The 24,518-nt window shown below is 44.9% G+C and carries 23 protein-coding genes, 2 pseudogenes and 1 riboswitch; of the genes and pseudogenes, 1 reads left to right on the top strand and 24 read right to left on the bottom strand.

Annotated features, from left to right (window positions below; genetic code table 11):
• Positions 1 to 131 precede the first annotated feature (131 nt).
• The 15 genes and pseudogenes from ACERC7_RS08180 to rlmD all read right to left on the bottom strand — a co-directional run bounded on the left by ACERC7_RS08180 (position 132) and on the right by rlmD (position 16,540).
• On the bottom strand, positions 132 to 758 hold the full coding sequence (locus tag ACERC7_RS08180) for a LemA family protein (RefSeq protein ID WP_373660516.1): 627 nt from the start codon (positions 756 to 758) through the stop codon (positions 132 to 134).
• 59 nt (positions 759 to 817) lie between these two features.
• Positions 818 to 5,212, bottom strand: coding sequence for a PolC-type DNA polymerase III (locus ACERC7_RS08175; RefSeq protein ID WP_373666661.1), 4,395 nt, complete (start codon positions 5,210 to 5,212; stop codon positions 818 to 820).
• 133 nt (positions 5,213 to 5,345) lie between these two features.
• Complete coding sequence (locus ACERC7_RS08170) at positions 5,346 to 6,098, bottom strand: TatD family hydrolase (RefSeq protein ID WP_373666660.1); 753 nt, start codon at positions 6,096 to 6,098, stop codon at positions 5,346 to 5,348.
• Complete coding sequence (locus tag ACERC7_RS08165) at positions 6,095 to 6,823, bottom strand: ABC transporter ATP-binding protein (protein ID WP_373659296.1); 729 nt, start codon at positions 6,821 to 6,823, stop codon at positions 6,095 to 6,097. The genes ACERC7_RS08170 and ACERC7_RS08165 overlap by 4 nt, the downstream gene beginning before the upstream one ends.
• Positions 6,823 to 7,815, bottom strand: coding sequence for an ABC transporter substrate-binding protein (locus ACERC7_RS08160; protein WP_373659295.1), 993 nt, complete (start codon positions 7,813 to 7,815; stop codon positions 6,823 to 6,825). The genes ACERC7_RS08165 and ACERC7_RS08160 overlap by 1 nt, the downstream gene beginning before the upstream one ends.
• Complete coding sequence (locus tag ACERC7_RS08155) at positions 7,812 to 8,585, bottom strand: ABC transporter permease (protein ID WP_373666659.1); 774 nt, start codon at positions 8,583 to 8,585, stop codon at positions 7,812 to 7,814. The genes ACERC7_RS08160 and ACERC7_RS08155 overlap by 4 nt, the downstream gene beginning before the upstream one ends.
• Positions 8,557 to 8,835: an MTH1187 family thiamine-binding protein gene (locus ACERC7_RS08150; RefSeq protein WP_373666658.1), complete on the bottom strand. Its 279-nt coding sequence runs from the start codon at positions 8,833 to 8,835 to the stop codon at positions 8,557 to 8,559. The genes ACERC7_RS08155 and ACERC7_RS08150 overlap by 29 nt, the downstream gene beginning before the upstream one ends.
• A gap of 51 nt (positions 8,836 to 8,886) precedes the next feature.
• Positions 8,887 to 8,989, bottom strand: a riboswitch (TPP riboswitch).
• 8 nt (positions 8,990 to 8,997) lie between these two features.
• On the bottom strand, positions 8,998 to 9,240 hold the full coding sequence (locus ACERC7_RS08145) for a hypothetical protein (protein ID WP_373666657.1): 243 nt from the start codon (positions 9,238 to 9,240) through the stop codon (positions 8,998 to 9,000).
• Between the two features lie 392 nt (positions 9,241 to 9,632).
• Positions 9,633 to 11,348 carry a sensor histidine kinase gene (locus ACERC7_RS08140; protein ID WP_373666656.1) on the bottom strand — a complete coding sequence of 572 codons (1,716 nt, stop codon included), beginning with the start codon at positions 11,346 to 11,348 and terminating at the stop codon, positions 9,633 to 9,635.
• The gene (locus ACERC7_RS08135) at positions 11,345 to 12,079 is read right to left on the bottom strand and encodes a response regulator (protein WP_373659300.1); all 735 of its coding nucleotides are present in this window, start codon (positions 12,077 to 12,079) and stop codon (positions 11,345 to 11,347) included. Before ACERC7_RS08135 ends, ACERC7_RS08140 begins: the two co-directional genes overlap by 4 nt.
• Positions 12,080 to 12,126: 47 nt before the next feature.
• The gene (gene msrB, locus ACERC7_RS08130; protein WP_373659290.1) at positions 12,127 to 13,245 is read right to left on the bottom strand and encodes a peptide-methionine (R)-S-oxide reductase MsrB; all 1,119 of its coding nucleotides are present in this window, start codon (positions 13,243 to 13,245) and stop codon (positions 12,127 to 12,129) included.
• A 21-nt stretch (positions 13,246 to 13,266) separates the two neighbouring features.
• Complete coding sequence (locus ACERC7_RS08125; RefSeq protein WP_373666655.1) at positions 13,267 to 13,830, bottom strand: redoxin family protein; 564 nt, start codon at positions 13,828 to 13,830, stop codon at positions 13,267 to 13,269.
• Between the two features lie 12 nt (positions 13,831 to 13,842).
• Positions 13,843 to 14,157: a hypothetical protein gene (locus ACERC7_RS08120; protein WP_373666654.1), complete on the bottom strand. Its 315-nt coding sequence runs from the start codon at positions 14,155 to 14,157 to the stop codon at positions 13,843 to 13,845.
• A gap of 28 nt (positions 14,158 to 14,185) precedes the next feature.
• A complete protein-coding gene (ccdA2, locus tag ACERC7_RS08115; protein WP_373659287.1) occupies positions 14,186 to 14,905 on the bottom strand; it encodes a thiol-disulfide oxidoreductase-associated membrane protein CcdA2 in 720 nt (239 codons plus the stop codon).
• Between the two features lie 445 nt (positions 14,906 to 15,350).
• Positions 15,351 to 16,540, bottom strand: a pseudogene (rlmD, locus tag ACERC7_RS08110) (23S rRNA (uracil(1939)-C(5))-methyltransferase RlmD).
• A gap of 48 nt (positions 16,541 to 16,588) precedes the next feature.
• Here rlmD and ACERC7_RS08105 point away from each other — a divergent pair.
• Positions 16,589 to 17,228 (top strand): annotated as a pseudogene (locus tag ACERC7_RS08105) (phosphotransferase).
• Between the two features lie 206 nt (positions 17,229 to 17,434).
• Here ACERC7_RS08105 and ACERC7_RS08100 read toward each other — a convergent pair.
• From ACERC7_RS08100 to gatC, 9 genes are all read right to left on the bottom strand, one after another.
• Positions 17,435 to 17,947 carry a transporter accessory protein gene (locus ACERC7_RS08100; RefSeq protein ID WP_373659286.1) on the bottom strand — a complete coding sequence of 171 codons (513 nt, stop codon included), beginning with the start codon at positions 17,945 to 17,947 and terminating at the stop codon, positions 17,435 to 17,437.
• Positions 17,928 to 18,296, bottom strand: coding sequence for a hypothetical protein (locus ACERC7_RS08095; protein ID WP_373666653.1), 369 nt, complete (start codon positions 18,294 to 18,296; stop codon positions 17,928 to 17,930). The genes ACERC7_RS08100 and ACERC7_RS08095 overlap by 20 nt, the downstream gene beginning before the upstream one ends.
• Positions 18,293 to 18,556: a hypothetical protein gene (locus ACERC7_RS08090; RefSeq protein WP_373659284.1), complete on the bottom strand. Its 264-nt coding sequence runs from the start codon at positions 18,554 to 18,556 to the stop codon at positions 18,293 to 18,295. The genes ACERC7_RS08095 and ACERC7_RS08090 overlap by 4 nt, the downstream gene beginning before the upstream one ends.
• Positions 18,553 to 19,917 (bottom strand): hypothetical protein, encoded by a 1,365-nt coding sequence (locus tag ACERC7_RS08085; RefSeq protein WP_373666652.1) that lies wholly within the window; start codon positions 19,915 to 19,917, stop codon positions 18,553 to 18,555. Before ACERC7_RS08085 ends, ACERC7_RS08090 begins: the two co-directional genes overlap by 4 nt.
• A complete protein-coding gene (locus ACERC7_RS08080; protein ID WP_373659282.1) occupies positions 19,862 to 20,590 on the bottom strand; it encodes an ATP-binding cassette domain-containing protein in 729 nt (242 codons plus the stop codon). Before ACERC7_RS08080 ends, ACERC7_RS08085 begins: the two co-directional genes overlap by 56 nt.
• A 56-nt stretch (positions 20,591 to 20,646) precedes the next feature.
• Entirely contained in the window at positions 20,647 to 20,868 is a 222-nt protein-coding gene (locus ACERC7_RS08075; RefSeq protein ID WP_373659281.1) for a hypothetical protein, read from the bottom strand.
• Positions 20,869 to 21,062: 194 nt separating this feature from the next.
• On the bottom strand, positions 21,063 to 22,502 hold the full coding sequence (gene gatB / locus ACERC7_RS08070; RefSeq protein WP_373666651.1) for an Asp-tRNA(Asn)/Glu-tRNA(Gln) amidotransferase subunit GatB: 1,440 nt from the start codon (positions 22,500 to 22,502) through the stop codon (positions 21,063 to 21,065).
• Positions 22,502 to 23,968, bottom strand: a complete 1,467-nt coding sequence (gatA, locus tag ACERC7_RS08065; protein WP_373666650.1) for an Asp-tRNA(Asn)/Glu-tRNA(Gln) amidotransferase subunit GatA — start codon at positions 23,966 to 23,968, stop codon at positions 22,502 to 22,504. The genes gatB and gatA overlap by 1 nt, the downstream gene beginning before the upstream one ends.
• Positions 23,968 to 24,270: an Asp-tRNA(Asn)/Glu-tRNA(Gln) amidotransferase subunit GatC gene (gene gatC / locus ACERC7_RS08060; protein ID WP_373659278.1), complete on the bottom strand. Its 303-nt coding sequence runs from the start codon at positions 24,268 to 24,270 to the stop codon at positions 23,968 to 23,970. The genes gatA and gatC overlap by 1 nt, the downstream gene beginning before the upstream one ends.
• Between the last annotated feature and the right edge of the window lie 248 nt (positions 24,271 to 24,518).

Genomic DNA, 24,518 nt, shown 5'->3' with positions numbered 1-24,518 from the left:
GGTTTCAGAAACTTTGAAAAGACAAAACTCGCATTTTCATTGCCATAAACATAAAACGAGAGAAGACAAGAACTGTCCTCTCTCGGTGTTAAGTGGGTCAACCCACTACAGTTGACAAAGAGCCAGATAGTTTAAATCCCTAGCATTTCATCTGTAAAATCGGCTACTGGTTTTTCCTTGTAAAATTCCATATCCTTCAAGCCAACCAGCTTAGTAATGATACTAATTGGAAACTGATGAATAGCTGTGTTATACTCCTCTACTTGGTAGTTGTAAGAGAGTTTCCACTGGGCAAGATTGTTCTCTGTCTCAAAAATTTCCTGCAAGAGTCGTTCCACATTTTTGTTGGCCAAAAGTTCTGGCATGCCTCGTAAAAATTGTCCAAACTCTTCAGACGTCTCCACTTTACTAGATTTCATCACCGTTTTTTCTTCAGACCTACGGACTTTAGAAACTGATTTATTCAAATCAAGAATGGTTTCTTTTTCAAGACCTTGATGCTTATCAACAAAGCGGTTGGCCTTATCTAACAAAGCTTCGTTACGTTCTTCGATGATCTTAATATGGCTTTTACTAGCTTTTGCTGCTTGCTCGGTGCGCCGAATTTGGTTATATTGTGACACCATATGCCAGATTAAGCTGGTCACAAGACCTGCACCAACAAAGAATCCCGGAAAGGGTTCGACAACTGTCTCTGACTCTACAGGTGAGGCAAAGGAAAAGATGAGAACCCATAAAAGTGTTGATAAGATCACCACTCCAATTCCTTTTAGAACTCAACAAGTATATTTTTCTTTTTCATTCGTATCCTTCTTTTTTAAAGTAAATCATCAAACAGACTAAGCTGGTTATCCTCTGGCAAACCTGCCAGAATCCCCATCTCAGTCATCTTATCCACCAGCGTTGATGATAAACCACCGCGTTTACGGAGTTCAGTTTTGGAGAGAAATTCCCCTTCGGCACGCGCCGCAACCAGCTGTTTAGCAACGTTCTCCCCCAGGCCCTCAAGGGCGACAAATGGCGGAATTAAGATATCTCCTTCAATCTGGAACTCGATGGCATCGCTCTTATAAAGATCGAGTTTGCCAAAAGTAAAGCCGCGCTCCAGCATTTCATTAACCAGCTCCAAGGTGGTGAACAGGTCATTTTCTACATTGCTGGCCTCATTATTTTTCTTCTTTTCTTGAATATCCGCCATGCGCGCCTTGACAGCTTCGAGGCCACCTGACATGGTCTTAAGTTCAAAAGCCTTGGCACGGATGGAGAAATAAGCACAGTAGTAATAAAGCGGGTGATGCACCTTGAAATAGGCCACTCGGAGCGCCATGAGCACATAGGCTGCTGCGTGAGCTTTAGGGAACATATACTTGATTTTTCCACAGGATTCGATGTACCAGTCAGGCACATTGTTATCACGCATGGCTTGGATATAACCGTTGCGCTCCTCCTCAGAAATTTTCAGCCAAGCTCCTTTACGTACCCGCTCCATGATGTTAAAGGCCATCTTGGGCTCAAGTCCGGCGTGCATGAGGTAAACCATGATGTCGTCCCGACAACCGATAACGGTTTTTAGGGTAGCAATGCCCTCCTTAATCAAGTCTTGGGCATTACCCAGCCAAACGTCCGTTCCATGGGAAAGACCAGATAGCTGGAGCAGCTCAGCAAAGGTGGTTGGATGGGTCTCATCCACCATCCCTCGAACAAAGTTTGTCCCAAACTCTGGAATGCCAAGCATCCCTGTCGCTGTCCCAATCTGCTCTGGGGTTACTCCCAAAATCTCCGTCCCAGAAAAGAGGGCCATAACCCCTGGGTCGTCAGCAGGAATATCCTTAGGGTCAATCCCTGACAGGTCTTGGAGTTTACGCACCATGGTCGGGTCATCGTGCCCCAGCACATCGAGCTTGAGCACGTTCTCATCAATATCGTGGAAGTTGAAGTGAGTGGTTTTCCAGCTAGCCGTGACATCATCAGCTGGGTACTGCACAGGGGTAAAGTCATAGACATCCATGTAGTCTGGGATAACAACGATACCTCCAGGGTGCTGACCTGTCGTTCGTTTGACTCCAGCTGCCCCTTTGGACAGGCGATCAACCTCAGCTTCAGGGTAAAATTTGCCATAGTCGCGCTCATATCCACGGACAAAGCCGTAGGCCGTCTTATCCGCTACCGTACCCACTGTTCCTGCACGAAAGGCATAATCGTCACCAAAAATATCCCGCACGTCGTTGTGGGCAGACGGCTGATCATCTCCTGAGAAGTTCAAATCAATATCAGGCACCTTGTCGCCATCAAACCCAAGGAAGGTTTCAAAGGGAATATCCTGACCATCCTTTTTATACCGAGTGCCACAATCTGGACAGTCCTTATTGGGCAAGTCATAGCCTGATCCGTAAGAACCGTCGGTGATAAATTCAGACTTCTGACAGTTCGGGCAAACATAGTGGGGCGGCATGGGGTTGACCTCGGTGATGCCAATCATAGTGGCGACAAAACTTGATCCAACCGAGCCCCGCGATCCGACCAGATAGCCTCGCTCGTTGGAGCGGTTCACCAACATCTGGGAGGCCAGGTAAATCACGGCAAAACCGTTACCTAGAATGGAGGTTAGCTCCTTTTCAATCCGTAAATCAATAATATCTGGCAGGGGATTGCCATAAATTTCAAAAGCCTTTTGATAAGTCAACTCAGCAACGGTTTCCTCAGCCTTTTCGATGTAAGGGGTATAGAGGTCTTTTTTGACCACTTCGACCTCTTCAAATCGATCTAACAAGGCGTTTGGAGCGGTGATAACAATCTCCCGCGCCAGCTCATTGCCCAAAAAGGCAAACTCGTCCAACATCTCGTTGGTGGTGCGGAAATGAGCCTTAGGCAGGGGAGCAGGCTGGGCATTCTCACCACGACCAATCGTCCAGTTAATCTGAGCCCCCTGCCCCAGACTGCGGACGATGATTTCACGGTAAATCTCGTGTTCAGGTTCGAGGTAATGAACGTTACCTGTCGCAAGGACTGGCTTGTCCAACTGACGACCGATGTCAATCAGGTCTCGGATCAGCTCCTCAACCGCTGCCATATCCTTGATATTATCCTTGGCAACCAAGGGGGCGTAAAGCGCAGGTGGCATCACCTCGATAAAGTCGTAATAGCCAGCAACCTTGAGGGTAGCCTCCTTCCCTTGGGAGAGCAGGGTGTCAAAGACCTCGCCTTCCGAGCAAGCCGTGCCCAGTATCAGCCCCTCGCGGTGCTCATCCAAAACCGTCCTAGGAATCCGCGCTACGCCATCAAAATACTTGACGTTGGATAAACTGACGAGCTTAAAGATATTTTTCAGCCCGACTTGGTTGGTCACGTAGACCGTGGCATGCTTGACCTTAGCTTTCTTGTAGGAATCCTCTGCCACCAGCTTGGTATTGAGCTCAAGGAGATTAGTCAAGCCATGCTTTTCTCTGACCTCCGCTAGGAAGATAAAGAGCAACCGTCCTGTCGCCTCGGCATCGTAGTTGGCCATGTGGTGATGTTCCAGAGACACCCCAAACCGTTTGGTCAAAGCTGCTAAACCGTGACGCTTGTAGTCTGGGTAGAGATTACGGGCAAATTCCAGCGTGTCAATCACTGGCTGGCTGATGAGTGGGAAACCGTAACGTTCGTAGTTGGCATCCATAAAGCCCACGTCAAAGGTGGCATTGTGGGCGACGATGACAGAGCCCTCACAGAAGGCCTGAAACTCAGCTAAGACCTGCTCAATCGGCTTAGCCCCTCGAATGTGGTTGTCAGTAATCCCCGTCAGCTCAGTGGTAAAGGCAGACAAGGGATGACCAGGATCAATGAACTCGTCAAACTGTTCAACGATATTACCCTTGTACATCTTGGAAGCTGCGATTTGGATCAATTTATTGTGAACGGCAGATAGTCCTGTCGTCTCCACGTCAAAAACGACATAGGTCGCTTCGTGGAGGTCAACATCAGCGTCATTATAGGTGATGGGCACCTTGTCCTCAACGATATTGGCTTCGAGACCGTAGATGACCTTGATGCCGTTTTTACGGCCAGCATGGTAGCCGTGGGGGAAACTCTGTACATTACCGTGGTCGGTGATGGCAATCGCCTTGTGCCCCCACTTGGCAGCAGTCGCAATCAAGTCCTCAACAGTTGGTAGGGCATCCATGGTGGACATGTTGGTGTGAGCGTGGAACTCGACCCGCTTCTCCCCCTCTGGCATTAAGTCCTTGCGCTCATGATGGACGATGGTTTTGACATCTTGCACATTCATGGTCAGGCTACGGGTGTAGGGGTTGTTCTCGATTTGCCCGCGGACACGGAGCCAGGCCCCTTTTGTTACCATATCGTATTTTTTGAGTTCCTCATCGTCCTTAGCCCATTTTTGCAGGGCAAAACTGGAGGTGTAGTCGGTCATCTTGAAATTGATGATGTGGCGACCGGTCCGTGTGGTTTTCTTCTCCACATCAAAGACCACCCCTTCAAAGACAGGGCGCTCGCCCTCCATCTCCAACGCCTCAATCATGGGCGTGATCTCTGCTTTTTCAAAGCCTGCTTGACGGGTCTTGGCGCGCTCCTTAAAGTCAAAGGCAGGCTTGACTTCTTCAGGCGGAGGCACGCTAGCTTCTAGGGATTTTTGGGCGGCAATAGCAGAGCTAGCAGCTTGGTTGATTAGCTCCTCACGGCTGGTCTCAAAGGAGCTGACCAGTGCTTCTGTGGTCTTAGCACAGGGCTCAAGGCGAACAGTCAATTTTGGAAAGCCAAAGTCTTCCAACTGCTGAACAAGATTGGGCAGATGCTTGTCCTGAAAATGTGCTAGCGACAGAAACTCAGGGGTTTCAATCACCAGCTGGTCGTCCTCATGGCGGACAGCTAACTGTGCAAAGGCTGCGCGAAAGCTAGCATGATTACAGGGAGAAAAAGCAAAAGCCTCGCGATAATAAGCCTCCAAAACAGCTGCTGAGAAGCTCGGCTCATTGACCAAAATCTCTAAAGATACCCCAATGTCTGCTTGAGCAAAGGTTGTCTCCAGCAGTTGACGCAGGGTGCGGTAATGCGCCACAGGCAGCAACTGGTCAAACCGAAGACTAAAATCCCAGCGACGGCTCTGGCTATGCACCTGAACGCTGGCAATCTGCCCAGTCTGAAAAACCGATGTCGCCATCACCTCATCAGGCAGGGCAATCTGGCTCATCAACTGTCGAAATAAATCTGACATCGCATTCTCCTCTCTGCGGTTCTTATCGTGTTTAGTATTCCTATTTTACCATAATTTATCCTCTTGTCGTCGCCAAATGATAGCACATGATAAAAAACCTTGCCAAAGATTGCTTTGACAAGGTGGTCATAGATTAAGTCATCAAGAGCTGATAGGCGTTTTGGGCGAGCTGCCTTTGTACCTGAACGACAGAGATCTGTTTTAGTCTGGCTATGGTCTCAACGGTAGCCACAATCAAATCTCTCATTTCCTGATAAGACAGCTGTTTAGCAACCAGCCAGTCAAGTGCCACTCTGCCATCGCTCTCTAACAACAGCCTCTCCAGTGCTACTTCACGCACCAACGCCTGAACGACAGGGTCTGTTAAGATCGCAGGCCCGATGGTAAAATAAGCCCCCAAGGCCAGATAATCTGCCACATAGACCCTACAACTGTACCAATGCACAATAATAGGAACGTCAATCCCTTGTAAGAGGCTGAGGATATCCTCTTCACGGCCCTTGGTATGAAGGAGGATAGGTTTCTGATGCTTAACCGCCAACTCAAGAGACTGCAAGAAGCGGCGCTCCTGCACAGACAATGGTAAATCAGTCCAGACCCTATCGAGCCCAATCTCACCCACTAGCGTTGCTTGTTTGATCAGTTCTTCGTACTGGTTCTCAAAATCTTGCTCAAATCGGTCAGCTCGCCAAGGATGGCAGCCAACACTGAGGACAACTGGTAGCAGATGCCCAGACTGATTTGCCAAATCAGCCTGCCACTGTGTGATCGTCTCATATTCTGCCAGACTAGATACATTAAGGCAGGGAGTGATGCCGTATGTCTGATAAAATTTCAAATCCTCCAAAGACGCGACATGCGTGTGGCAATCATAGAATTGGTTCATCTGTCAAATCCCAAGACCTGCAAAATTTGCTCTTTGTAAGCCAAGTGTCTATCAGCTGGTAGCTGTCCGTCGTCTCGCTCGATGGTCAGCTCTGCCATGACCCGACCGGGACGAGGACGTAGGACATAGATGCGGTCGCTGAGCGTCAGAGCTTCATCAATGTCGTGGGTGATAAGGAGGGTCGACAGCCCCAGCTCACGCTGGGTGTCCAGATACCAACCATGAAGCTCCCGCTTGGTCAGGGCATCAAGGGCAGAAAACGCCTCGTCCAACAAGAAAAGTTTGTGCTTGAAGAGGTAGGTGCGAAGCAGCGCCACCCGCTGTCGCATACCACCGCTCAATTCCTGCGGGTAGCGGTCTTGGTAGTTCAGTAGACCAAACCGCTCCAAGAGTTGTCTGGCTTCATCGTAGGCTTCTGCTTTTTTGACGCCTTTGATAATGAGAGGCAGGGCGACATTTTTCAGAACCGTCTTGTGCTCTAGGAGCAGGTCTTTTTGAAGCATGTAGCTGACCTTGCCGACAAAATCCCTGCTCCCATCGATTCTTATCTCCCCCTTTTGTAGAGCTTCAATCCCTGCAATCAGGTTAAAAAGAGTGGTCTTGCCAACACCGCTAGTGCCGATGAGAGCAACAATCTCTCCTCGTTCGACCGTCAAGTCAATGTCTGCCAGCACTGCTTGCTTACCGTAGGCGTGGGAGACGCCTGTTACGTTTAGCATACTCATCAGTCGAGGTAGTCGTTGCTGAAGCCTTGGTCAGCCTTGAGCGGGGTTTCGGTCAGCTTGTTGTCATTGACCCAGCTGTAGAAGGCATTCCAGCGGTCAGGCGAGATGTAGCCCCACTTGCTTTTGTCGGTTGCGTATTGACCAGCCAAATACTCTTGGGAAGCGATGATAAAGTCTTCTTGCCCTTCCAATTCTGGGACATGCTTGATGAGGATTTTAGCAGCTTCTTCTGGGTTGTCCATGGCATATTGATAGCCTTTTTTGATGGCAGAAAGGACTTTTTTGGCTTCCTCTGGATGTTTCTCCAGATAATCATTGTTGGCGATGATGACAGGCGTATAGTAGTCCAGCTCTGCGGCATAGTCTTTCAGGTAGAAGAAGTTAGTCTGAACCCCTTGACTTTCTGCCAAGACACCGTCCCAGGCGTAGAAAATCCAGGCCATGTCAAAAACGCCATTTTCCATAGCTGTGATGGAATTGCTGTCGGTGTTTGGCACTAGCTCCACGGACTTGACATCCGCCCCCTGCTTCTTCAAAAGCGTCTCAATCATGGCCAGCTCAATCGGATCATTCCATGTGCCATACTTCTTGCCAACCATGTCTTTGGGCTCTGCAGCACCTGCTTTTTTTGTTGAGATGACACCAGAAGTGTTGTGCTCGATGATGGCAGCAACAGCCGTTATCGGAGCACCTTTGGACAGCTTATTGGCCATGCTGTCTTGGAAGTAAATGCCAAACGGCGCCTTGTTGTTAATGATAAGGTCAGACGAGCTGTCTTCTGGCGGCAGCTTGATGTCGAGGTCGATACCGACTTCGTCGAAATAGCCGAGCTCCTTAGCTACATAGAGACCTGTGTGATTGGTGTTGGGTATCCAGTCGAGGATAAAATCTACCTTCTTGAGATCCGACTGAGCAGCCTCATTCCCAGACGAGCAAGCCACTAAACAGAGGGTTCCGATAAAGCCCACAAGGGCAGTAAGCAGTTTTTTCATTTCTTTTCTCCAATGTATTTCCATTTCATAAGGTATTTTTCGCTCCACTTAACCAGCTGCATAGAGCCAAGGCTGACCAGAGAGGTCAAGAGGATAATCGCAAACATGGTATCGTACTGAAAAAGCTTTTTGGTCCGAATCATGTAGACCCCCAGCCCCTCAAAGCCACCCAACCACTCAGACACGACCGCTGCGATAAAGGCATAGGACACGCTGACCCGCAAGCCCGCATAAAAATAACTAAGGCTGGTCGGGATTTTCACATGCCAGAGAATCTGCCACTTACTAGCATTCATCAGCCTCAGCAGCTGGATGGTATCCTCATCTGCTTGGCGAAAGCCATCCAAAATCGCCACCACGATAGGAAAGGTCGTGGTCAGGACAATCAGGACAATCTTGGGCGCCATGCCATAGCCCAGCCACAGCACCAGTATCGGTGCAAGCGCAATGGTTGGCACGGTCTGGGTGATGACCAAAAGCGGATAAATGGCCTTGTGAAAAAGGGGAAAGGCATCCATGACAAGGGCCAGCAAGCAGGCGATGACCACCCCATAACTCAAGCCCACCACCGCTTCCAGCAAGGTCACCTTGGTGTGAAACATCAGCTGGTCACTGTTTCGCACAAAGGCTTGCAGGATCTGAAGGGGTGTCGGCAAGATAAACTTGGGAAGCCAGCCCAGCTCACCCGCTAGTTGCCAGACCACCAAGAGACCGATGATGGTCAAAAAACTTACCCAGCGGTCAAATATACTGGTTGATTTTTTCTGCAATACTTAAAATCCTTCCGTAATTGATTTTCACATTGGCAAAGACATTGTCACAGTCCTTACCAGCTAGTTCAATCGCTCCTTTGAGGGTCGCCATCAACTCCTCATAGTCCCCCTCGATGACCGTCTCAAAGGGCGTCACAACCACATCTGGGTGACGGCTCTTGAGATAAGCGATCACCCGATCAATCGTCGCCAAGCGTTCATGTGTCCCCAGGGGTAGGATTTGCAGGGCGATACTGGCATTTAACACACAAAAAACCTCCTATATCCATGATACGGGAGGTTAGTTTGAACACGCAAAAAATCCAAGTGATTTCTTCCCTACGCTGGCATGACCCAGATCAGGTGCGGTCGCAACTACCAGTTGCCTCTCAGCCTGTTCACAGACTCCCGTAAACTTATTATAGCATGTCTAGATTCGTTTAGCAAGTATTTTTTGTGAATTTGTGATTATCTTTTTGATACCTCGTTTCAAAGAAATATCTTTTGTCACAAGCCTGAATTTCAGAAAGTAAACAGATGACCTGTGGATAAGATCTACAACCATCAAGATGGATACCAGTATCGTCAACGTCATCGCAAGTCCAATGTCCAGTTCTTTTCCGATGTCATGTGACTCTTTTTGGCGTTCCTTGTCGATCAGACGTTGAGTCATCAGCTACCAATCCCCAGCTAAGCAAGGACAACTTAATTTTCCTGACGCCCATGTTCAGTAACTGCGACAACTCACGTCACTTGAAGACACTTTCTAAGAAGGTGCAGAGAGCTCTGTTAGCCGCTGTAATGGTGGATGAGATGGGGAGACAGTCTACCAGACGATTCACTCCCACCTCCGCATAGGGGTGAGTTGCTGTGCCCTTCTCAGGTTTTCCCGTCCTGAACCCCTCAACCACCGAGCCTTGATTAAATGGCGATAGTAACATTTTTATCTCAGCCTGAACTTAAAAATCAGGACGTAAAAGGAAGAGCTTCTAAAATTTCAATTCGATCTTTTTTCTATCCTTTAGAACATGATTGGAAAGAAAGAGCATGCTGAACATTTAAAAATTATAGTTCTTTGACTCGCTTGGGCAAAAAGAGGCTAACCTGTGTAAAGTGGTCTTTTTCAGAGGTAATTTCCATGTGGTAGTCCTTGCCAAATTGCAGAGCTAGGCGCTGATCGACATTTTTAAGACCAACTCCTCCTTGATGGACGGTTTTTGTTGTCCCCGTTGCCTTATTTTGACTATCCATCCCTTTACCGTTATCACGAATGTCAATGCGTAGGTGCTCTGCTGTTTCACTAACAGTAACTTCAATCAGCCCACCACGCTCGACTTCCTTGATACCATGGTAAATGGCATTTTCGACAATCGGCTGTAAAATTAACTTGGGTACTTGATAGTCTGCATAGGCTGACAATTCATGGAGTTCATAGTTGAGCTTATGGCCATAGCGCTGCTTTTGAATAAAGAGATACTGACGGACATGTTCCATCTCATCCTTAAGACAAATTTGCTCATTGCCATTATTGAGAGCTATGCGAAAATATTTTGCCAATGCCTTGGTAATTTCCACCACGCGCTTGCGGTCATTGAATTCCGTCATCCAAACAATTGTATCTAGCGTATTGTAGAGGAAATGAGGGTTGATTTGACTGGCTAATGCCACCAGCTCATACTCCCGAATATCCTGCTCTTGTTGCTTGACAGAAGCCATGAGCGCGTCAATTTGATCCAGCATTTTATTGAAATAGCGCGACAAATCTAACAGTTCAGCCGTTCCCACTTCCTTGGCACGCAGGTGTGACTGCCCCTGCCCGACTGCCAAAATAACCTCCTGCAAGTCACGAATCGGTTTTAACCAGATACGAATGACCAAAGCTGAACCCAAGCCAGAAATCAAGAGGGCAACCAAGCCTGCTCCCAAAAAGGCGTATAGGATTTGATGACGAACCATGTGAAGTTCATCAAGAGACGATACCCCAACCAAGGTCCACTGGCTGTCTGGAATTTCAATCTGATAGACGAATTCTTTTTTTGAAGAGGTATAGCCATTTTCCACCACCAAGTATGGCTGCATCGCATCCATCTCCTCCTTAGAGGAATAGACTTCTTTTTTTGGATGATAGACAAACTCTTTCTGAGAATTGACAATAAAAGCGAAACCTGTATCGCCTAATGTTAGCTGGTCCAAATAGTTTTCTAACCTACTATAGTCAATATCCAGTCGTAGTACCCCCTTATTGTTGCCCTCGCTGTCCTCAATCTCTCGTGTAATCGAAATAACCCATTGTTCTCCCTTTTGGGTCAGAGATTCCTTATGAGCAGGGGTCAAAACAGGCATGGCTTTCTGGTCAATGGCTGCTTGATACCAAGATTCCGCCATCATATCACTAGAAGTTTTCATGGTGAGCTGGCTATCTGTCGAAACCACCTGACCTTCTTTGGTCACTAAGACGGCAGAGACCAAATCAACATCTCCCATAAGCAAGCTATTCATCAAAAAGAGCAACGCCTCTTTGTGATCTTCATCAGGATGAGCAATATACTCTTTCAGTAACCGATTCCCTGCCAAACTATTGGTTGTCTGCTTTAGCTTGTTCAGATAGGAAGTAATGAATGAGCCACTCTGCTGCAAACTATCGCGCGTTTTCTGCTCGATCAGATGCCCAATTTCAGTAGAACTCGTCTGGTAATAGAAGGTTCCGACCACCCCAAGGAGAGCCATCATCACTAAAAAACTATAGAGAAATAATTGCACTGCCAAGGAATGTTTTCTCATTCACCTTCTCCTTTCCGAAATTGTCGCGGTGTCACACCAACTGTCTGCTTGAAGCGTTGAGAGAAATAATTGATATCCCAAAAGCCAACTTTTTCAGCAATTTCATAAATTTTTAAATCGGTTGTCAACAATAAGAATTTCGCTTGTCGCATTCGTTCTTGGTTGAGATAATCCTGAAAACTCATCCCCACGTCCTTCTTGATGAGGACGCTAAGATAATTGGGGCTAAAGCCTAGGTCATCTGCCAGATGCTTGAGCGAAAAATCGCTGTCACCTAAATGGTCGCGAATCTTTTTCTGCAAGTCCGAATAGTCTTCTTGCCTGATGTACTTTTCCAGCTTTTCTTTTTTTACATCTTGATCTAGCTTATCTTGGATTTTTGATAAAATGCCTTCCACATCTGCCTTACTAAAGGGCTTGAGTAGATAGTCATCTGCGCCTAGCTTGAGTGCAGAAAGAGCATAGTCAAACTCATCATAGCCTGTCAAAAAAACAAGATGACAGGCTGGGCGCTCTTCTTTAATCAATTGCGCTAATTGAATTCCGTTCATTTTGGGCATATTGATGTCTGTCAAGACGATATCAAATGGCTGGTCTTGGAAGAGTTCCCAAGCCTTGCGGCCATCTTCTGCCTCAGCGACACGGTCAATTTGAAATTTTTTAAAATCAATCAAAGAACAAATACCTTGTCGAACAAGGTATTCGTCTTCTACTATCAGTATAGAATAAATGGTCTTCACCTTCTTTTGTTCGCTTTGTCCTTATTATAACAGAAAGACTAGACATAGGCTAGGAGGTAACCATATCCTTTAGCTTCCATCTCTGCTTTCGGGATAAATCTAATCGATAAGCTATTGATACAGTAGCGAAGACCTCCCTTATCTTCTGGTCCATCTGTAAAGACATGCCCTAGGTGGGAATCCCCAACGCGACTCCGTACTTCCGTCCGTGTCATATTGTAGCTTGTATCTTCTTTATAACGAGCGACATCTGGGCTAATAGGTCGAGAGAAACTTGGCCAACCACAGCCTGATTCAAACTTATCCTTGGAAGAAAAGAGGGGTTCTCCTGTCACAACATCCACATAAATACCATCTTCAAACTGATCCCAATAACGATTGGAGAAGGCTCTCTCTGTAGCATTGTTTTGGGTGACATCGTACTCTTCCTTGGTTAATTTTTCCTTAATTTCTTCATCACTTGGCTTTTTATATTTACTTTCATCGATGACAGGGTAAACCGCATCATTGACATTGATATGACAGTAGCCATTTGGATTTTTCTTGAGGTAATCTTGATGATAGTCTTCTGCTAAGACATAGTGATCAAGTGGTACATTCTCAACCACGATAGGCTTGTCAAATTTCTGACTTAGTTCGTTTAAGGCTTGTTTGATGATCGGCGCATCCTCTTTATCTGTATAGTAGATACCTGTTCGGTATTGACTTCCGACATCATTGCCTTGCTTATTTTTGCTTGTTGGATCAATGATACGGAAGTAATGCAGGAGCAAGTCACGCAAAGTGATTTCACTCTTGTCGTACTGAATGTGAACAGTCTCTGCATGCCCTGTCTGACCAATTAACTTATAGTTGGTGGTATCACTCTTACCGTTAGCATAGCCAACCGTGACATCTACCACTCCATCTACCCGTTCAAAGTAGGCTTCCACTCCCCAAAAGCACCCTCCTGCCAGATAAATTTCCTTTAGATTTTCAGGGGCCACCTTAGACGTATCCTTTAATTGACGTTCTGTACTTATTTGCTTGGCAGTTGGAGCTGTACTCATCTTCTCACTATCGGTCTTTGACCCCACCTTCAGAAAGATAAAAGCCGATAAGACAATGAGCCCTAAAATAGTCACTCCTACTAAAAATGATTTCAGTTGAGGTTGCATACACTGACCTCCATTTCTTTATTATTTAATCGTTTCAAGCGTTTGAACAATTTCTGTTTTCTCCATATGACCAGGCATCACCTTTGCAACAACACCATCGCTCCCAATGAACGCCGAGGTCGGATAGACACGAACACCGTATTCTTCAATCAGTTTTCCACTTGGATCTAAGAGGACTGGCAAGTTCTTGTGCCCAAGTTCTTTGTACCATTTCTTAAACTCTTCTTCTGATTGTTCGCCTTTTTTATTAGGAGAAACAACTGAGAGAATGACCGTGTCTGCCGGTGCATCCTTAGCTAAGCCATCGACTTCTTCTAATCCAGCTAAGCAGATAGGACACCATGATGCCCAAAACTTGAGATAAACTTTTTTCCCCTTAAAATCTGACAAAGTATAGGTTTTTCCATCCACACCCATCAAACTAAAATCGGACGCTTCTTTGCCATCATTCATCTGTTGATCATCTTGTTTGTCTGCCATTTTAGCTGTTTCTGCCTTTTGATTATCTGTTTTTATTTGCATAGAGCAGGCTGCTAACAAGCCTGTACAAGCTAAAGCGATTGTCAGTAGTTGGAGTTTTTTCATAAACGTCCTCCCTTAATTCTTTTCTCCATCTGACATCTTGTCGTCTTCCATCTTGTCATCGGACATTTTATCGTCTGACATCTTATCATCTTTCATGTTGTCATCGGACATTTTGTCATCAGACATCTTGTCATCTGACATCTTGTCGTCTTTCATGTTATCATCTGACATGTTGTCGTTTTTCATTTTGTCGTCGGACATCTTGTCCTTTTTCTCCATCATAGAGGACTCGTCTGTCTTTTTATTATCAGATTTAGGCTGGGGTGAGCAAGCTGCTAAGAAAGTACCGCAAGCAAGTAAGATAGCGACTGTTTGTAATTTTTTCATGATATGTGTACTCCTTTATGTAAAATAGTTAGTTAAAAATTGTTTCGAAAAATGCAGTAATGGCATCGACCTTTCCTAAAACGAGGATAATTCCCATTAGGATAATCAAGGCTCCACCGACCTTTTTCATGGTGACCATGTGTGGTTTTAGTTTATTAAACTGTTTGACAAGGGCAGAGCTTGACAAAGTGATGAGTAGAAATGGCAAAGACAAACCCAGTGTATAAACCAGAAGCAAAAGCCCCCCTTGTACCGAACTGCCTCCGCCTGAAGCAGCCAATCCTAGAACAGAGCCTAGCACAGGGCCAACACAAGGGGTCCAGCCAAAGCTAAAGGTTAAGCCCAATAAAAATGCTGACAAGACACCTTTTTTAGTTTGGAAATTAAAGCGAAGCTGTTTCTGTTTTTGCAGGCTAGCAATGTTAATCCATTCCATCTGGTGGAGCCCAAGAACAATAATGATCAGCCCCATGACCACTCTGAAAGTTGGGCTGTTGAACAGACTTCCCAGACTGGCTGCACCAAAACCTAGTAACAGAAAAACAGAAGACAAACCAGCCATAAAGGCTACGGTCTTGAGCAAGCTGTACCAGTTAATAGAAAAACCAAAGAGGGAAACTGTTCGCTCCTTGCTCTCATCCAGCAAAATCCCCAGATAGACGGGCAAAAGCGGAAAGATGCAGGGAGAAAAGAAAGATAAGATCCCAGCTACAAAAACTGAAAACATGAAGACAAGTGAGGTTCCCATTCGTAACTCCTTTCTAACTTATTTCGCTTGACATATTCAGTATAAGATACTCACTCGAAAAAAAATATAGACAATCCCCTTCAAAAACTCGAATTTGGTGTGCTATTTTTCTATAGGACATGTATAAAATGCTGAAATAAAATGTTCTCTCAGTTAAAAAATGAGAACACTTATGTTCTCTCATTTACCTAATCACTTGATTATCTTGTCTTCCACAGGCAGGCAAGGTAAAAATATCCTCATCAAGATCCTTTTGGGGACTTTAAAGTCTTCAAAGACCACCATCTACAACTGCAAAATACCTGAAAAAGAGCTTAAAATCATAGATTTTTAAAAAGCCCTTAGTTGTAGTTTCACCACCGCCTCAGTCCTAGTGGTATGCAGAAGTGCAACAATCCTAATAACTGTTGAAGCCCGGGCTCAAGAAACAAGAATAACGAGTGGACTACCTGCGAACCAGTTTCACCACCGCCTCGGTCCGTGCAGTATGAGGAAACATATCGACGGACTGGATATACTTGACCTCGTAGACCTCGCTCAGCTTGACCAAGTCACGCGCCAAGGTCGAGACATTACAGGAGACGTAGACCATTTTTTCAGGGGCATAGCGGAGCACGGTATCAAGAAGCCTGTCATCCAAGCCAGTTCTCGGTGGGTCGACGACGAGGGCTGTGGCACGGTAGCCTGACGCATACCACTTCGGAATGATGTCCTCTGCCTTGCCCGCTTCGTAGTAGGTGTTGTCAAAGCCCATGGCTGCTGCATTTTGCCTAGCATCTGCGATGGCTTCTGGGACAATGTCCATGCCACAGACGCTTCTCACCTTATCCGCAAAGGCAAATCCAATCGTCCCAACCCCACAGTAAGCGTCGATCAAGTCATCGTCCGCCGTCACATCTAAGGCCTTCACTGCTTCACCATAGAGGACATTGGTTTGCTGGGGATTGAGCTGGTAAAAGGCCCGAGGAGACAGGGCAAAGCCGTAGTCCAACACCTCTTCCTGAATGGTCTCCTGCCCCCAGACAATCTCTGTCTGCTCGCCATAAATCTCGCTGGATTTGCTGGTGTTGAGGTTGATTGCTACGGTCTTGATTTCTGGGTAGGCGGTGGTCAAATCCCTAATCACCCCTGTCAGTCTGACCGCCTTGCTGGTGACAAAAATCATCTGAACCTGATCGGTCGCTACTGCCCGACGCACCATGACCGTCCGCACCCCTGCGACTTTGCGCTCATTGTAGATGGGCACCTTGTGCTTGTCCAGTAGCTGAACCGTGCTGTTGATAATGTCCTGCGTCAGCTTATCCTGCACTAGACAGTCCTTGATGTCAATCAAGCGGTGACTACCCTCAGCATAAAGTCCCGCCTTGATCGAACCACCAAAAGAACGGGTCTGAAACTGCAACTTGGCACGGTAGTGAACAGGCTTGTCCATGCCGATGGTCGGGCGAATGTCGTAAGCCTCATAGCCTCTGGGCTGGAATTTTTCTGCACCTGTGTGACCTGACAATAAACCTCCTCACCTTTCAGGGCACCCTTGACAAAGACCAAGGTTTTCTTGTAAAACCCAATTCCTTCACCGTTAATCCCCATCCGCTTGATTTTCAAGGGAAAGCGTTGTTTTTCTCGTAATATCATAGGTTTATTGTACCACTTTGTCCTAGTAAATACCACGGAAAACGTGGTATAATGGCAGAAAAGGAGACCGCCATGACCAACTTAAATCCACATGATTTCCCCAAAGTCCTCGCCCCCTACCTGGCAGGAGCAAACGTTCAGGACTGCAGTTCTCGCTCAACTGCCACTGTCTGGGCATTGAGTACAGGCTATTTTTTAAAGGTGGACTCCCCAAACGCACTGGCCCGTGAAGCCCAGTGGGCGGATTGGTTCTTCCAGCAAGGACTGGGTGTAGAAGTCGTACTTTATATTACTGACGACCGCGATTACCTGCTGACCAGAGCTGGCGACGGGCAACCTGCCCACGCCTACCTTGACCGTCCTGACTCGATTTGGCATTAGTTGCCGTGAAGAGGCTTACGCCCTCATGGCAGAGCAGCAAGACCTCTTGCAGGCTGATGCCCTGATTCATGGGGATTACTGCCTGCCAAATGTCCTCTTTGATGACCAGCTCAACTTAACCGCCCTGATTGACTTGGGGTTGGCTGGTCTATCCGACCGCCACATCAACCTCTACTGGGCCATCTGGTCGCTCAACTATAACCTGGGAACAGACCAATATAGCGATACTTTTTTGGACCATTACGGTCGGGACTTGGTTAACGACGACAAATTGACATTGATTGCTGCTATTGAAGCTTTTGGATAAATAAAAAAACTAGAACTTATGATACAAACAGTTCTAGTTTTTCGTTTAACTTAGCATATTTATACCAGTTCTATGGGGCTTGTTTAATCCAACAACTTCTGCAATTCCTAAGCCACTTGTGGGTTGGGTTGGCTTGATCTTTCCCATATCTGCTTTTAGAACAACCACATTGTTACAACATCATTTATTCTATTTTTGAAAGAGCATTATTGCTCCAGATGATTAATTAAACCTTTCAAATCCTGCCTTAATTTTTCAATTTCCTCATCACTCATCTTCTCTTGCTTCGCATTATGTCCCTCAACAGTTCCGGTGTGTACTTTGAACTCTCCCTGGCTATTAATAGCTATTAAAAAGGGAACATAAAGTCTATCACCATCAAAATGTTCAATATAGATATCTGACACAACTTGTTTCACATCCTCGGAAAAATTCTCAGATTTGGTATCAATGTTATAAGCAACCTGATTTGATAAACTAAGCTCTTCCATTAGAACAGGTTTTAACTCCCTACACCATGGACATGTTTCAAACCCAAAATAGTACAAACCAGCTTCCTTACTTTGGATTTTCTGAATAATATCAGAAGTTTCCAACTTAACAAACACCTGCTCACTTCCATACCGTTCTCCATAACTTACTGGCTGTTTAAACGCCACTAACGTGACAGCAACTAATGATAGCACAAACACGACCAAACTAATCAAGCTTTTTCTCATTTGTTCTCCTCCAAATGTGATATAACGACAATAAAATAACTTCACCATCATTGGTAAACGGTAATAAATTAAATAAATTTGCGAGAAAAAATAGTTTCAATAAAAAACTAAATAAATTATAAGCTGGAATAAATTTCCCAAGAACCACTAAACTCAAAGGTGCTAAACCAGCAATACATAAATTATGCCAATGATTTTGCTGATTTGGATAGCAAATGGCAGGAGCAAAGAAAATCCATTTGAGTATTGGACGATACCCCAGGCTGACAGCAACTAGCCAATGCAAAAATTCATGCAGAATTACTGAAAAACACAGCGTGGTGATAACGGTCAAGAATAATGCCATCATTTTTTCTTCAAATACCGAATCAGGGTGTAAACAACCAACCAAATAGATACTACTGCTAAATAGACTATATAAAATCGTTGTGTCACAGAAAAGAAGTTTGTTAAAGTCTCTGGGGTATCAATATTTTGAATTCTCAACCCCATAATAGTCTCTTGAGTGTCGTTATAAAGCCGAAATAAAGTCATCCCAGAGGTCATCATAAACGCCATTAACCAAATCAAACTAGCATACACTACTTGTTGTAAATAGTTTTTCATCATCTATTCTCCGTTTCTTTTTTAATCACATAGATTAATAATATCAGTAGCAATCCTGCTATCGGAAGCAAGGATAGAGGAAAGCTAATCATCAATAACATCAATATCACAACAAGAACAATTAACAACAAAGAGACCATCTCATTGCTACTGCTTGTTGAACGAGGAAATAAAAATCCAATAACCAAACTAGCTAGACTAAGTGTCACTCCTTGTAGGAAAGCAACTGGGGGCATTTTCAGATAAATTGAAAGCAAAGCCGTTGGAAATTGAAAGACCAGTATTGCTGTGACTAGTGTGATAACTTCCTCTTTAGTTTCTATTCCTAAATGAGTATAAATCGTTCGGTGTTTCAGTGTTGAATCAGCATAATAAACAAAAGCAATACTCAAAAATGGCCAAAAATTAATAAGATGATGAGCCGCTAACTCCATACCATCACTAAACCAGGCATAACAACCGATGAACAGGATCAATAACAGACTATACAAGAAAAATTTTGTCCGAATAATGGCTAAACTAGCCCACTTCACCCGTCTTTTCAAAAAAGCTAAGGGCGGAACTTTCAGAAAGGATTGCTTTAAGAAAACAAGATCAAGTTGTGTTCTATCAAGAACAGACAGTAAGACTAGGCTCACTACAGATACCAACAAGGAAGCACTGGCTAGCATCTCTGGGGACAATGAGCGTTTAGCTAAATAACTGTCAATTTGAAACCTAAGAGAAAATGAGCAAATTAACGCACAGATAAAATAAGTTATCGTTATCAACAAGTGATTGCTTTTTGCCGATAATGGAAGGTATTTAAGGGACAAGATATAAATCCAATTTGACAGCAAGTAGGAACTTAAAAAGAAACAGTGTGTGGAAAAAAACAAGCAAATCGCAGCTAATGGAGAGCGTAATAAACTGAGCCCTGGTATTAAAATAATGAAAAAGAATTCAAAACAACATAGAGCCATTCCAAGCTTAAACCATTTTACTGATAAATAAACTTCCTTCTCATGAAATGGTAATACCTTGGACATAAATAGCGAACTTGGAGTCAGTTTAACGGTTGTGTTTATAAACAGAAAAATAAACAGACCAGCTATGACGGCCAAATTATTATAGCTACTAATAGATACTAAAATAATTGTCTTCAGCTCTTCAAAGCTATATTGCTGCCCAATATGTGACAGTTTCGAATATTCCACAGCATTTATATAAAAATAAACTAAATAAGCTAACATTGATGCTAATAAAATAGCATAGCGACTCTTGGTGTTCTTCAAAAAAGACTGCCTCAAAAGTCCTTGTAAAGAATCCCTAAGATATAATTTGATGAGATGAAAACTGTTGGCGAATGTTCTGTAATTTTGCATCTAAACCTCCTGTACCTTTAATTGCTTCAGCAATCATTTCGACTTTTCCTTCAAATTTAGACAGTTTTCCGCAACTCATAATATAAATATTTCGTGGAAAAGACAGGAGTGTATTGAGGTCATGTGAAACAAGCACAAACGCCCTTGTTAATTGTAATTCTTTTAGCAATTCTTGGACTAAGATGACCGTATCAAAATCTAACCCGCCAAATAATTCATCTGCAAAAACATAGTCTGTTCCAGCAGCAATAGCTGTCAACAATTGAATTTTTTTCTTCATTCCGAACGAGAAAGTTTCTAGTAATTGGTAGCGACTTTCTTCTAAATCAAGCACATCGAACAAAAAATCAACCTGATCCATGCTGGCTTTAGGGTAATAGGCAAGCATCATTTGAAGATACTCATTCGCTGTCAAATATTCTGGTAAATAGAAATCAGAGGGAATATAGAAAATTGATTTTTTATATTCCCTTGTACCAACGTCATGTCCCTCATAGATTAAGGTTCCAGAATCTGGCTTGAGTAAATTCGTTACCATATTCATAAAGGTTGTTTTTCCACAACCATTTGTACCAACAATAATATAAACGCCGTTGGAGGGGAAGATGGTATTTAAATCATCAATAACCTGTTTTTGTCCAAAGCGCTTCGATAGATTTCTTATTTCCAACATTTGATATCCTCACAATAAACTCAAGGGACTATGCGTCCCTGAGCTTTTTAATTAATCTAGTTACAAGCCACTCCCATTTGACCTGATCGTGGCCAATTAAATTTTACATTAAATGCAAAACTTCGACCACGACTTGTACAATACCAAGCATACCACCCAATTGCCGCCAAAACAACAAGGCCAACAACTATCCAAACCCAACGGTTTTCAATGGTTTTTTGATATTTCTCTTCGAGAGAAAACAAGTAACTATAAAAAGATTTAGATAATGCTGTCATCAGACATCTCCTTATCAATAACTTTTTTGAGGCTCATTGCTCTCACTTATTTATTCGAAAAACTCCTTTAAAAATCTTGTCAAATTTAACTTTTTTTAATTAATCATCTCAATGCCCAAGGCGTTCTGCTTTATAACTCACTTGATAAAAAACAAAAAGATTGAAGATAAGAAAATCTACAATCTTTTTATTTACTAATCCAACAACTTCTGCAATTCCTGAGCCAAGAGTTCTTGAGCCACTTGTGGGTTGGCTTGACCTTTGGTAGCTTTCATGAGGAAGCCTGTAAAGGCCTTGTCGGCGTTGCGCTTGCCTGACTTGAAGTCTGCGACGGCTTTTTCCTGCTGGGCAAAGACCTCGTGAATAATCGGAATCAAGACGGCTGGGTCAGAAATCTGCACCAAACCTGCTTGCTCAACGTAGGTTTTAGCTGAGCCGCCGTTTTTAGCCAGATGGACGAAGACTTTTTTGGCGATTTTTGAGGAAATGGTGCCATCGTCGATTAAGGTCAACATCTCAACCAAATTGTCTGGGGTCAAGGCAATCTTATCCAGAGTGGTTTGCTCAGTGTTGAGGTATTGAGCAACATCGCTCTGAAGCCAGTTGGAGACCAACTTAGCATTACCACCAATAGCGACAGCCTGTTCAAAGAAATCAGAGGTTACCTTAGTCGCTGTCAACTGACCAGCATCGTAGGCGGTCAGCCCCAGCTCTGCTATGTAGCGAGCCCTGCGAGCGTTTGGAAACTCAGGGAGTTCCTTGCGCATAGCCTCAATCCAAGCGTCGTTAATCTCGTAAATCGGCAGGTCAGGCTCAGGGAAGTAGCGGTAGTCGGCGGAGCCTTCTTTGACCCGCATGAGGATAGTTTCACCACTGGCCTCATCATAACGGCGGGTTTCCTGACGAATCTCACCACCTGAACGGAGGACTTTGGCCTGGCGTTCAATTTCAAACTGCAAACCCTTACGGACAAAGTTGAAGGAGTTGAGGTTTTTGAGCTCGGTCTTGGTGCCGAATTTTTCCTGACCATAAGGGCGCAGGGAAATGTTGGCATCCACCCGCATGGAGCCTTCTTCCATCTTGACATCAGAAATGCCCGTGTACTGGATAATCTCCTTGAGGGCAGTCAGGTAAGCATAGGCCTCCTCAGGGCTACGCATATCCGCCTCAGACACAATCTCAATCAAAGGCACACCCTGACGGTTGAGGTCAACATAGGAATAGCCGTCTATCCCGTGGGTATTTTTCCCAGCATCTTCTTCCAGATGGGCACGCTCGACACGGATTTTCTTGGTTGAGCCGTCCTCCAGTTCAATCTCAATCCAGCCGTTATAGCCAATTGGCTCATCAAACTGAGAAATTTGGTAGGCCTTGGGGTTATCAGGGTAGAAGTAATTCTTGCGGTCAAAGTGCATGACCTGATGAATCTGCATGTTGAGCGCTAGAGCTGCCTTGATCCCTGCATCAATGACGCCCTTGTTCATGACAGGAAGCACTCCAGGGAAGGACCAGTCAATCACGTTGGTGTTGGCATTTGGCTCTTGCCCAAAATGCGCAGACGAGGGCGAGAAAATCTTGGAATTGGTGTTCAATTCGACGTGGACTTCTAGTCCGATAATGGTTTCAAAATTCATTAGGCGTCACCTCCAAAAATCACCGGCTGCTTGGTGTGGTGGTCAGTTGTTGCTTCAAAGGCTGCAGCCGCTTGGTAAATCAGGGCTTCGCTGTATTTAGGCCCAATCAGTTGCAGACCGACAGGCAAACCGTCCACAAAACCTGACGGAATGGAAATGGCTGGCAGACCTGCCAGGTTGACTGGAATAGTTAACAAGTCAGCCAGGTACATGGCCACAGGGTCGTGATTTTGTGTACCTAAGCCATAAGCCACATCAGGAGCTGTCGGTCCCAAAATCAAGTCATAATCTGCGAAGACCTGCTCAAAATCACGGATAATTAAGGTTCGCACCTGACCAGCCTTTTTGAAGTAGGCATCATAGTAACCTGATGACAGGCTAAAGGTGCCCAGCATAATTCGACGCTTCACTTCCTCACCGAACCCTTCGCTCCGCGATTTAACATAAAGCTCCTCAAGGTTGGTCACCTCAGGCGTGCGATAACCGTATCGGATGCCATCAAACCGTTGAAGGTTACTAGAAGCCTCAGAGGAGGCGATGATGTAGTAGACTGCCACACCATACTTGCTATGAGGTAGGCTGACGTCTTCCACGATAGCCCCCAGACTTTCAAAGTGCTTGGCTGCAGTCAGAATATTTTCTTTAATGGCTGGTGAAATGCCTTCTCCCAGATACTCCTTAGGCAGAGCAATTTTCATCCCCTTAATGTCTCGTCCGATAATGGCTGTAAAATCGCTGAGTCCCTTAGCTGTTGATGTGGCATCACGCTTGTCATGACTAGCAATCACGTTGAGCAACTGAGCATTTTCCTTGACCGTTGGTGCAAATGGCCCAATTTGATCCAGCGAAGACCCAAAGGCAATCAGACCATAACGAGAAACACGACCGTAGGAAGGCTTCATACCGACCACTCCATTAAAGGCCGCTGGCTGGCGAATAGAGCCTCCCGTATCAGAACCCAGCGATAAGCGCACCTGACCAGAAGCCACAGCTGTCGCGGAACCACCAGATGACCCTCCAGCTACCTTGGTCTGGTCCCAAGCGTTTTTGGCAGGCTTGAAGGCAGAGTTCTCGTTAGACCCTCCCATAGCAAACTCATCCATATTGGTCTTCCCGATGACAATCATATCCTTAGCATAGAGGTTCTCAACGGCTGTGGCATCAAAAATCGGCTCATAATTCTCCAGCATTTTGGAGGCCGCTGTCGTGAGTATTCCCTTGGTAGAAATATTGTCCTTGACCGCTACAGGGATGGCAGCCATGACGTTAGTGGCATCAATGCCTTGCTCGTCCAGACGGCGAGCGGCCGCTAGCGCCTTTTCCTCATTGAGACTGAGAAAGGCACCTGTTGCCTCTTCCCGACTCTTGATGTCTTCAAAGGTTGCTTGGGTCAACTCAAGGGCAGAAATTTCTTTCTTGACCAAGAGATCATGTAAGTCATCTATTGTCTTGTGATTAAAGGTCATTAAGCGTCACCTCCACCGTCCAGCATAGCTGGAACCTTGATTAAATTGTTCTCGTGGCTCGGTACATTTTTGAAGAGCTCTTCACGATTCCAGCCCTTCTCTGCCACATCGTCACGCATGACATTTCTAGTCTCGGCCATAGTGGTGGTCGATGGCACATCAGTGGTATCAACTTCTTTTAGTAACTCTACCATATCAACAATTTTAGACAGAGTCATTGCAAAGTTTTTTGTTTCTTCATCAGTAAAAGCTAGTTTAGATAACTTTGCCACATGACGAACATCAGTCTCTAAAATCTTCATTCCTTTCCTCCATTTCAAAGTTTCTCTATAATTATAGCATATTTTCGATGAACACAACAGATAGACAAAGTTTTGATTCATACACATATTCAAATAGTGAAAAATTAAACAGCTAGTAATATGAAAAAAGAGGCTCTATAATTTCTGTAGTGGGTAAATCCACCATGGAGATTATAGAGCCTTTTGAGTGTAGAAAAAAAGTTCCATATGACCTACAATGAAAAGTGCTTAAACAACTCATTAGAAAG

It is taken from the genome of Streptococcus sp. E17BB, from assembly GCF_041807725.1.
Classification (GTDB): Bacteria; Bacillota; Bacilli; order Lactobacillales; family Streptococcaceae; genus Streptococcus; species Streptococcus entericus.
This window is presented reverse-complemented; position numbering and strand designations above follow the sequence as displayed.

Coding starts and splice junctions, on each gene's coding strand:
- gatB (WP_373666651.1), bottom strand. CDS start 22,502: ATGAATTTTGAAACCATTATCGGACTAGAAGTCCACGTCGAATTGAAC.
- msrB (WP_373659290.1), bottom strand. CDS start 13,245: ATGCAACCTCAACTGAAATCATTTTTAGTAGGAGTGACTATTTTAGGG.
- ACERC7_RS08170 (WP_373666660.1), bottom strand. CDS start 6,098: ATGAACCAATTCTATGATTGCCACACGCATGTCGCGTCTTTGGAGGAT.
- ACERC7_RS08160 (WP_373659295.1), bottom strand. CDS start 7,815: ATGAAAAAACTGCTTACTGCCCTTGTGGGCTTTATCGGAACCCTCTGT.
- ACERC7_RS08175 (WP_373666661.1), bottom strand. CDS start 5,212: ATGTCAGATTTATTTCGACAGTTGATGAGCCAGATTGCCCTGCCTGAT.
- ACERC7_RS08100 (WP_373659286.1), bottom strand. CDS start 17,947: ATGAGAAAAAGCTTGATTAGTTTGGTCGTGTTTGTGCTATCATTAGTT.
- ACERC7_RS08120 (WP_373666654.1), bottom strand. CDS start 14,157: ATGAAAAAATTACAAACAGTCGCTATCTTACTTGCTTGCGGTACTTTC.
- ccdA2 (WP_373659287.1), bottom strand. CDS start 14,905: ATGGGAACCTCACTTGTCTTCATGTTTTCAGTTTTTGTAGCTGGGATC.
- ACERC7_RS08125 (WP_373666655.1), bottom strand. CDS start 13,830: ATGAAAAAACTCCAACTACTGACAATCGCTTTAGCTTGTACAGGCTTG.
- ACERC7_RS08090 (WP_373659284.1), bottom strand. CDS start 18,556: ATGATGAAAAACTATTTACAACAAGTAGTGTATGCTAGTTTGATTTGG.
- gatC (WP_373659278.1), bottom strand. CDS start 24,270: ATGAAGATTTTAGAGACTGATGTTCGTCATGTGGCAAAGTTATCTAAA.
- ACERC7_RS08080 (WP_373659282.1), bottom strand. CDS start 20,590: ATGTTGGAAATAAGAAATCTATCGAAGCGCTTTGGACAAAAACAGGTT.
- ACERC7_RS08140 (WP_373666656.1), bottom strand. CDS start 11,348: ATGAGAAAACATTCCTTGGCAGTGCAATTATTTCTCTATAGTTTTTTA.
- ACERC7_RS08095 (WP_373666653.1), bottom strand. CDS start 18,296: ATGATGGCATTATTCTTGACCGTTATCACCACGCTGTGTTTTTCAGTA.
- ACERC7_RS08085 (WP_373666652.1), bottom strand. CDS start 19,917: ATGCAAAATTACAGAACATTCGCCAACAGTTTTCATCTCATCAAATTA.
- ACERC7_RS08165 (WP_373659296.1), bottom strand. CDS start 6,823: ATGAGTATGCTAAACGTAACAGGCGTCTCCCACGCCTACGGTAAGCAA.
- gatA (WP_373666650.1), bottom strand. CDS start 23,968: ATGACCTTTAATCACAAGACAATAGATGACTTACATGATCTCTTGGTC.
- ACERC7_RS08145 (WP_373666657.1), bottom strand. CDS start 9,240: ATGACTCAACGTCTGATCGACAAGGAACGCCAAAAAGAGTCACATGAC.
- ACERC7_RS08075 (WP_373659281.1), bottom strand. CDS start 20,868: ATGACAGCATTATCTAAATCTTTTTATAGTTACTTGTTTTCTCTCGAA.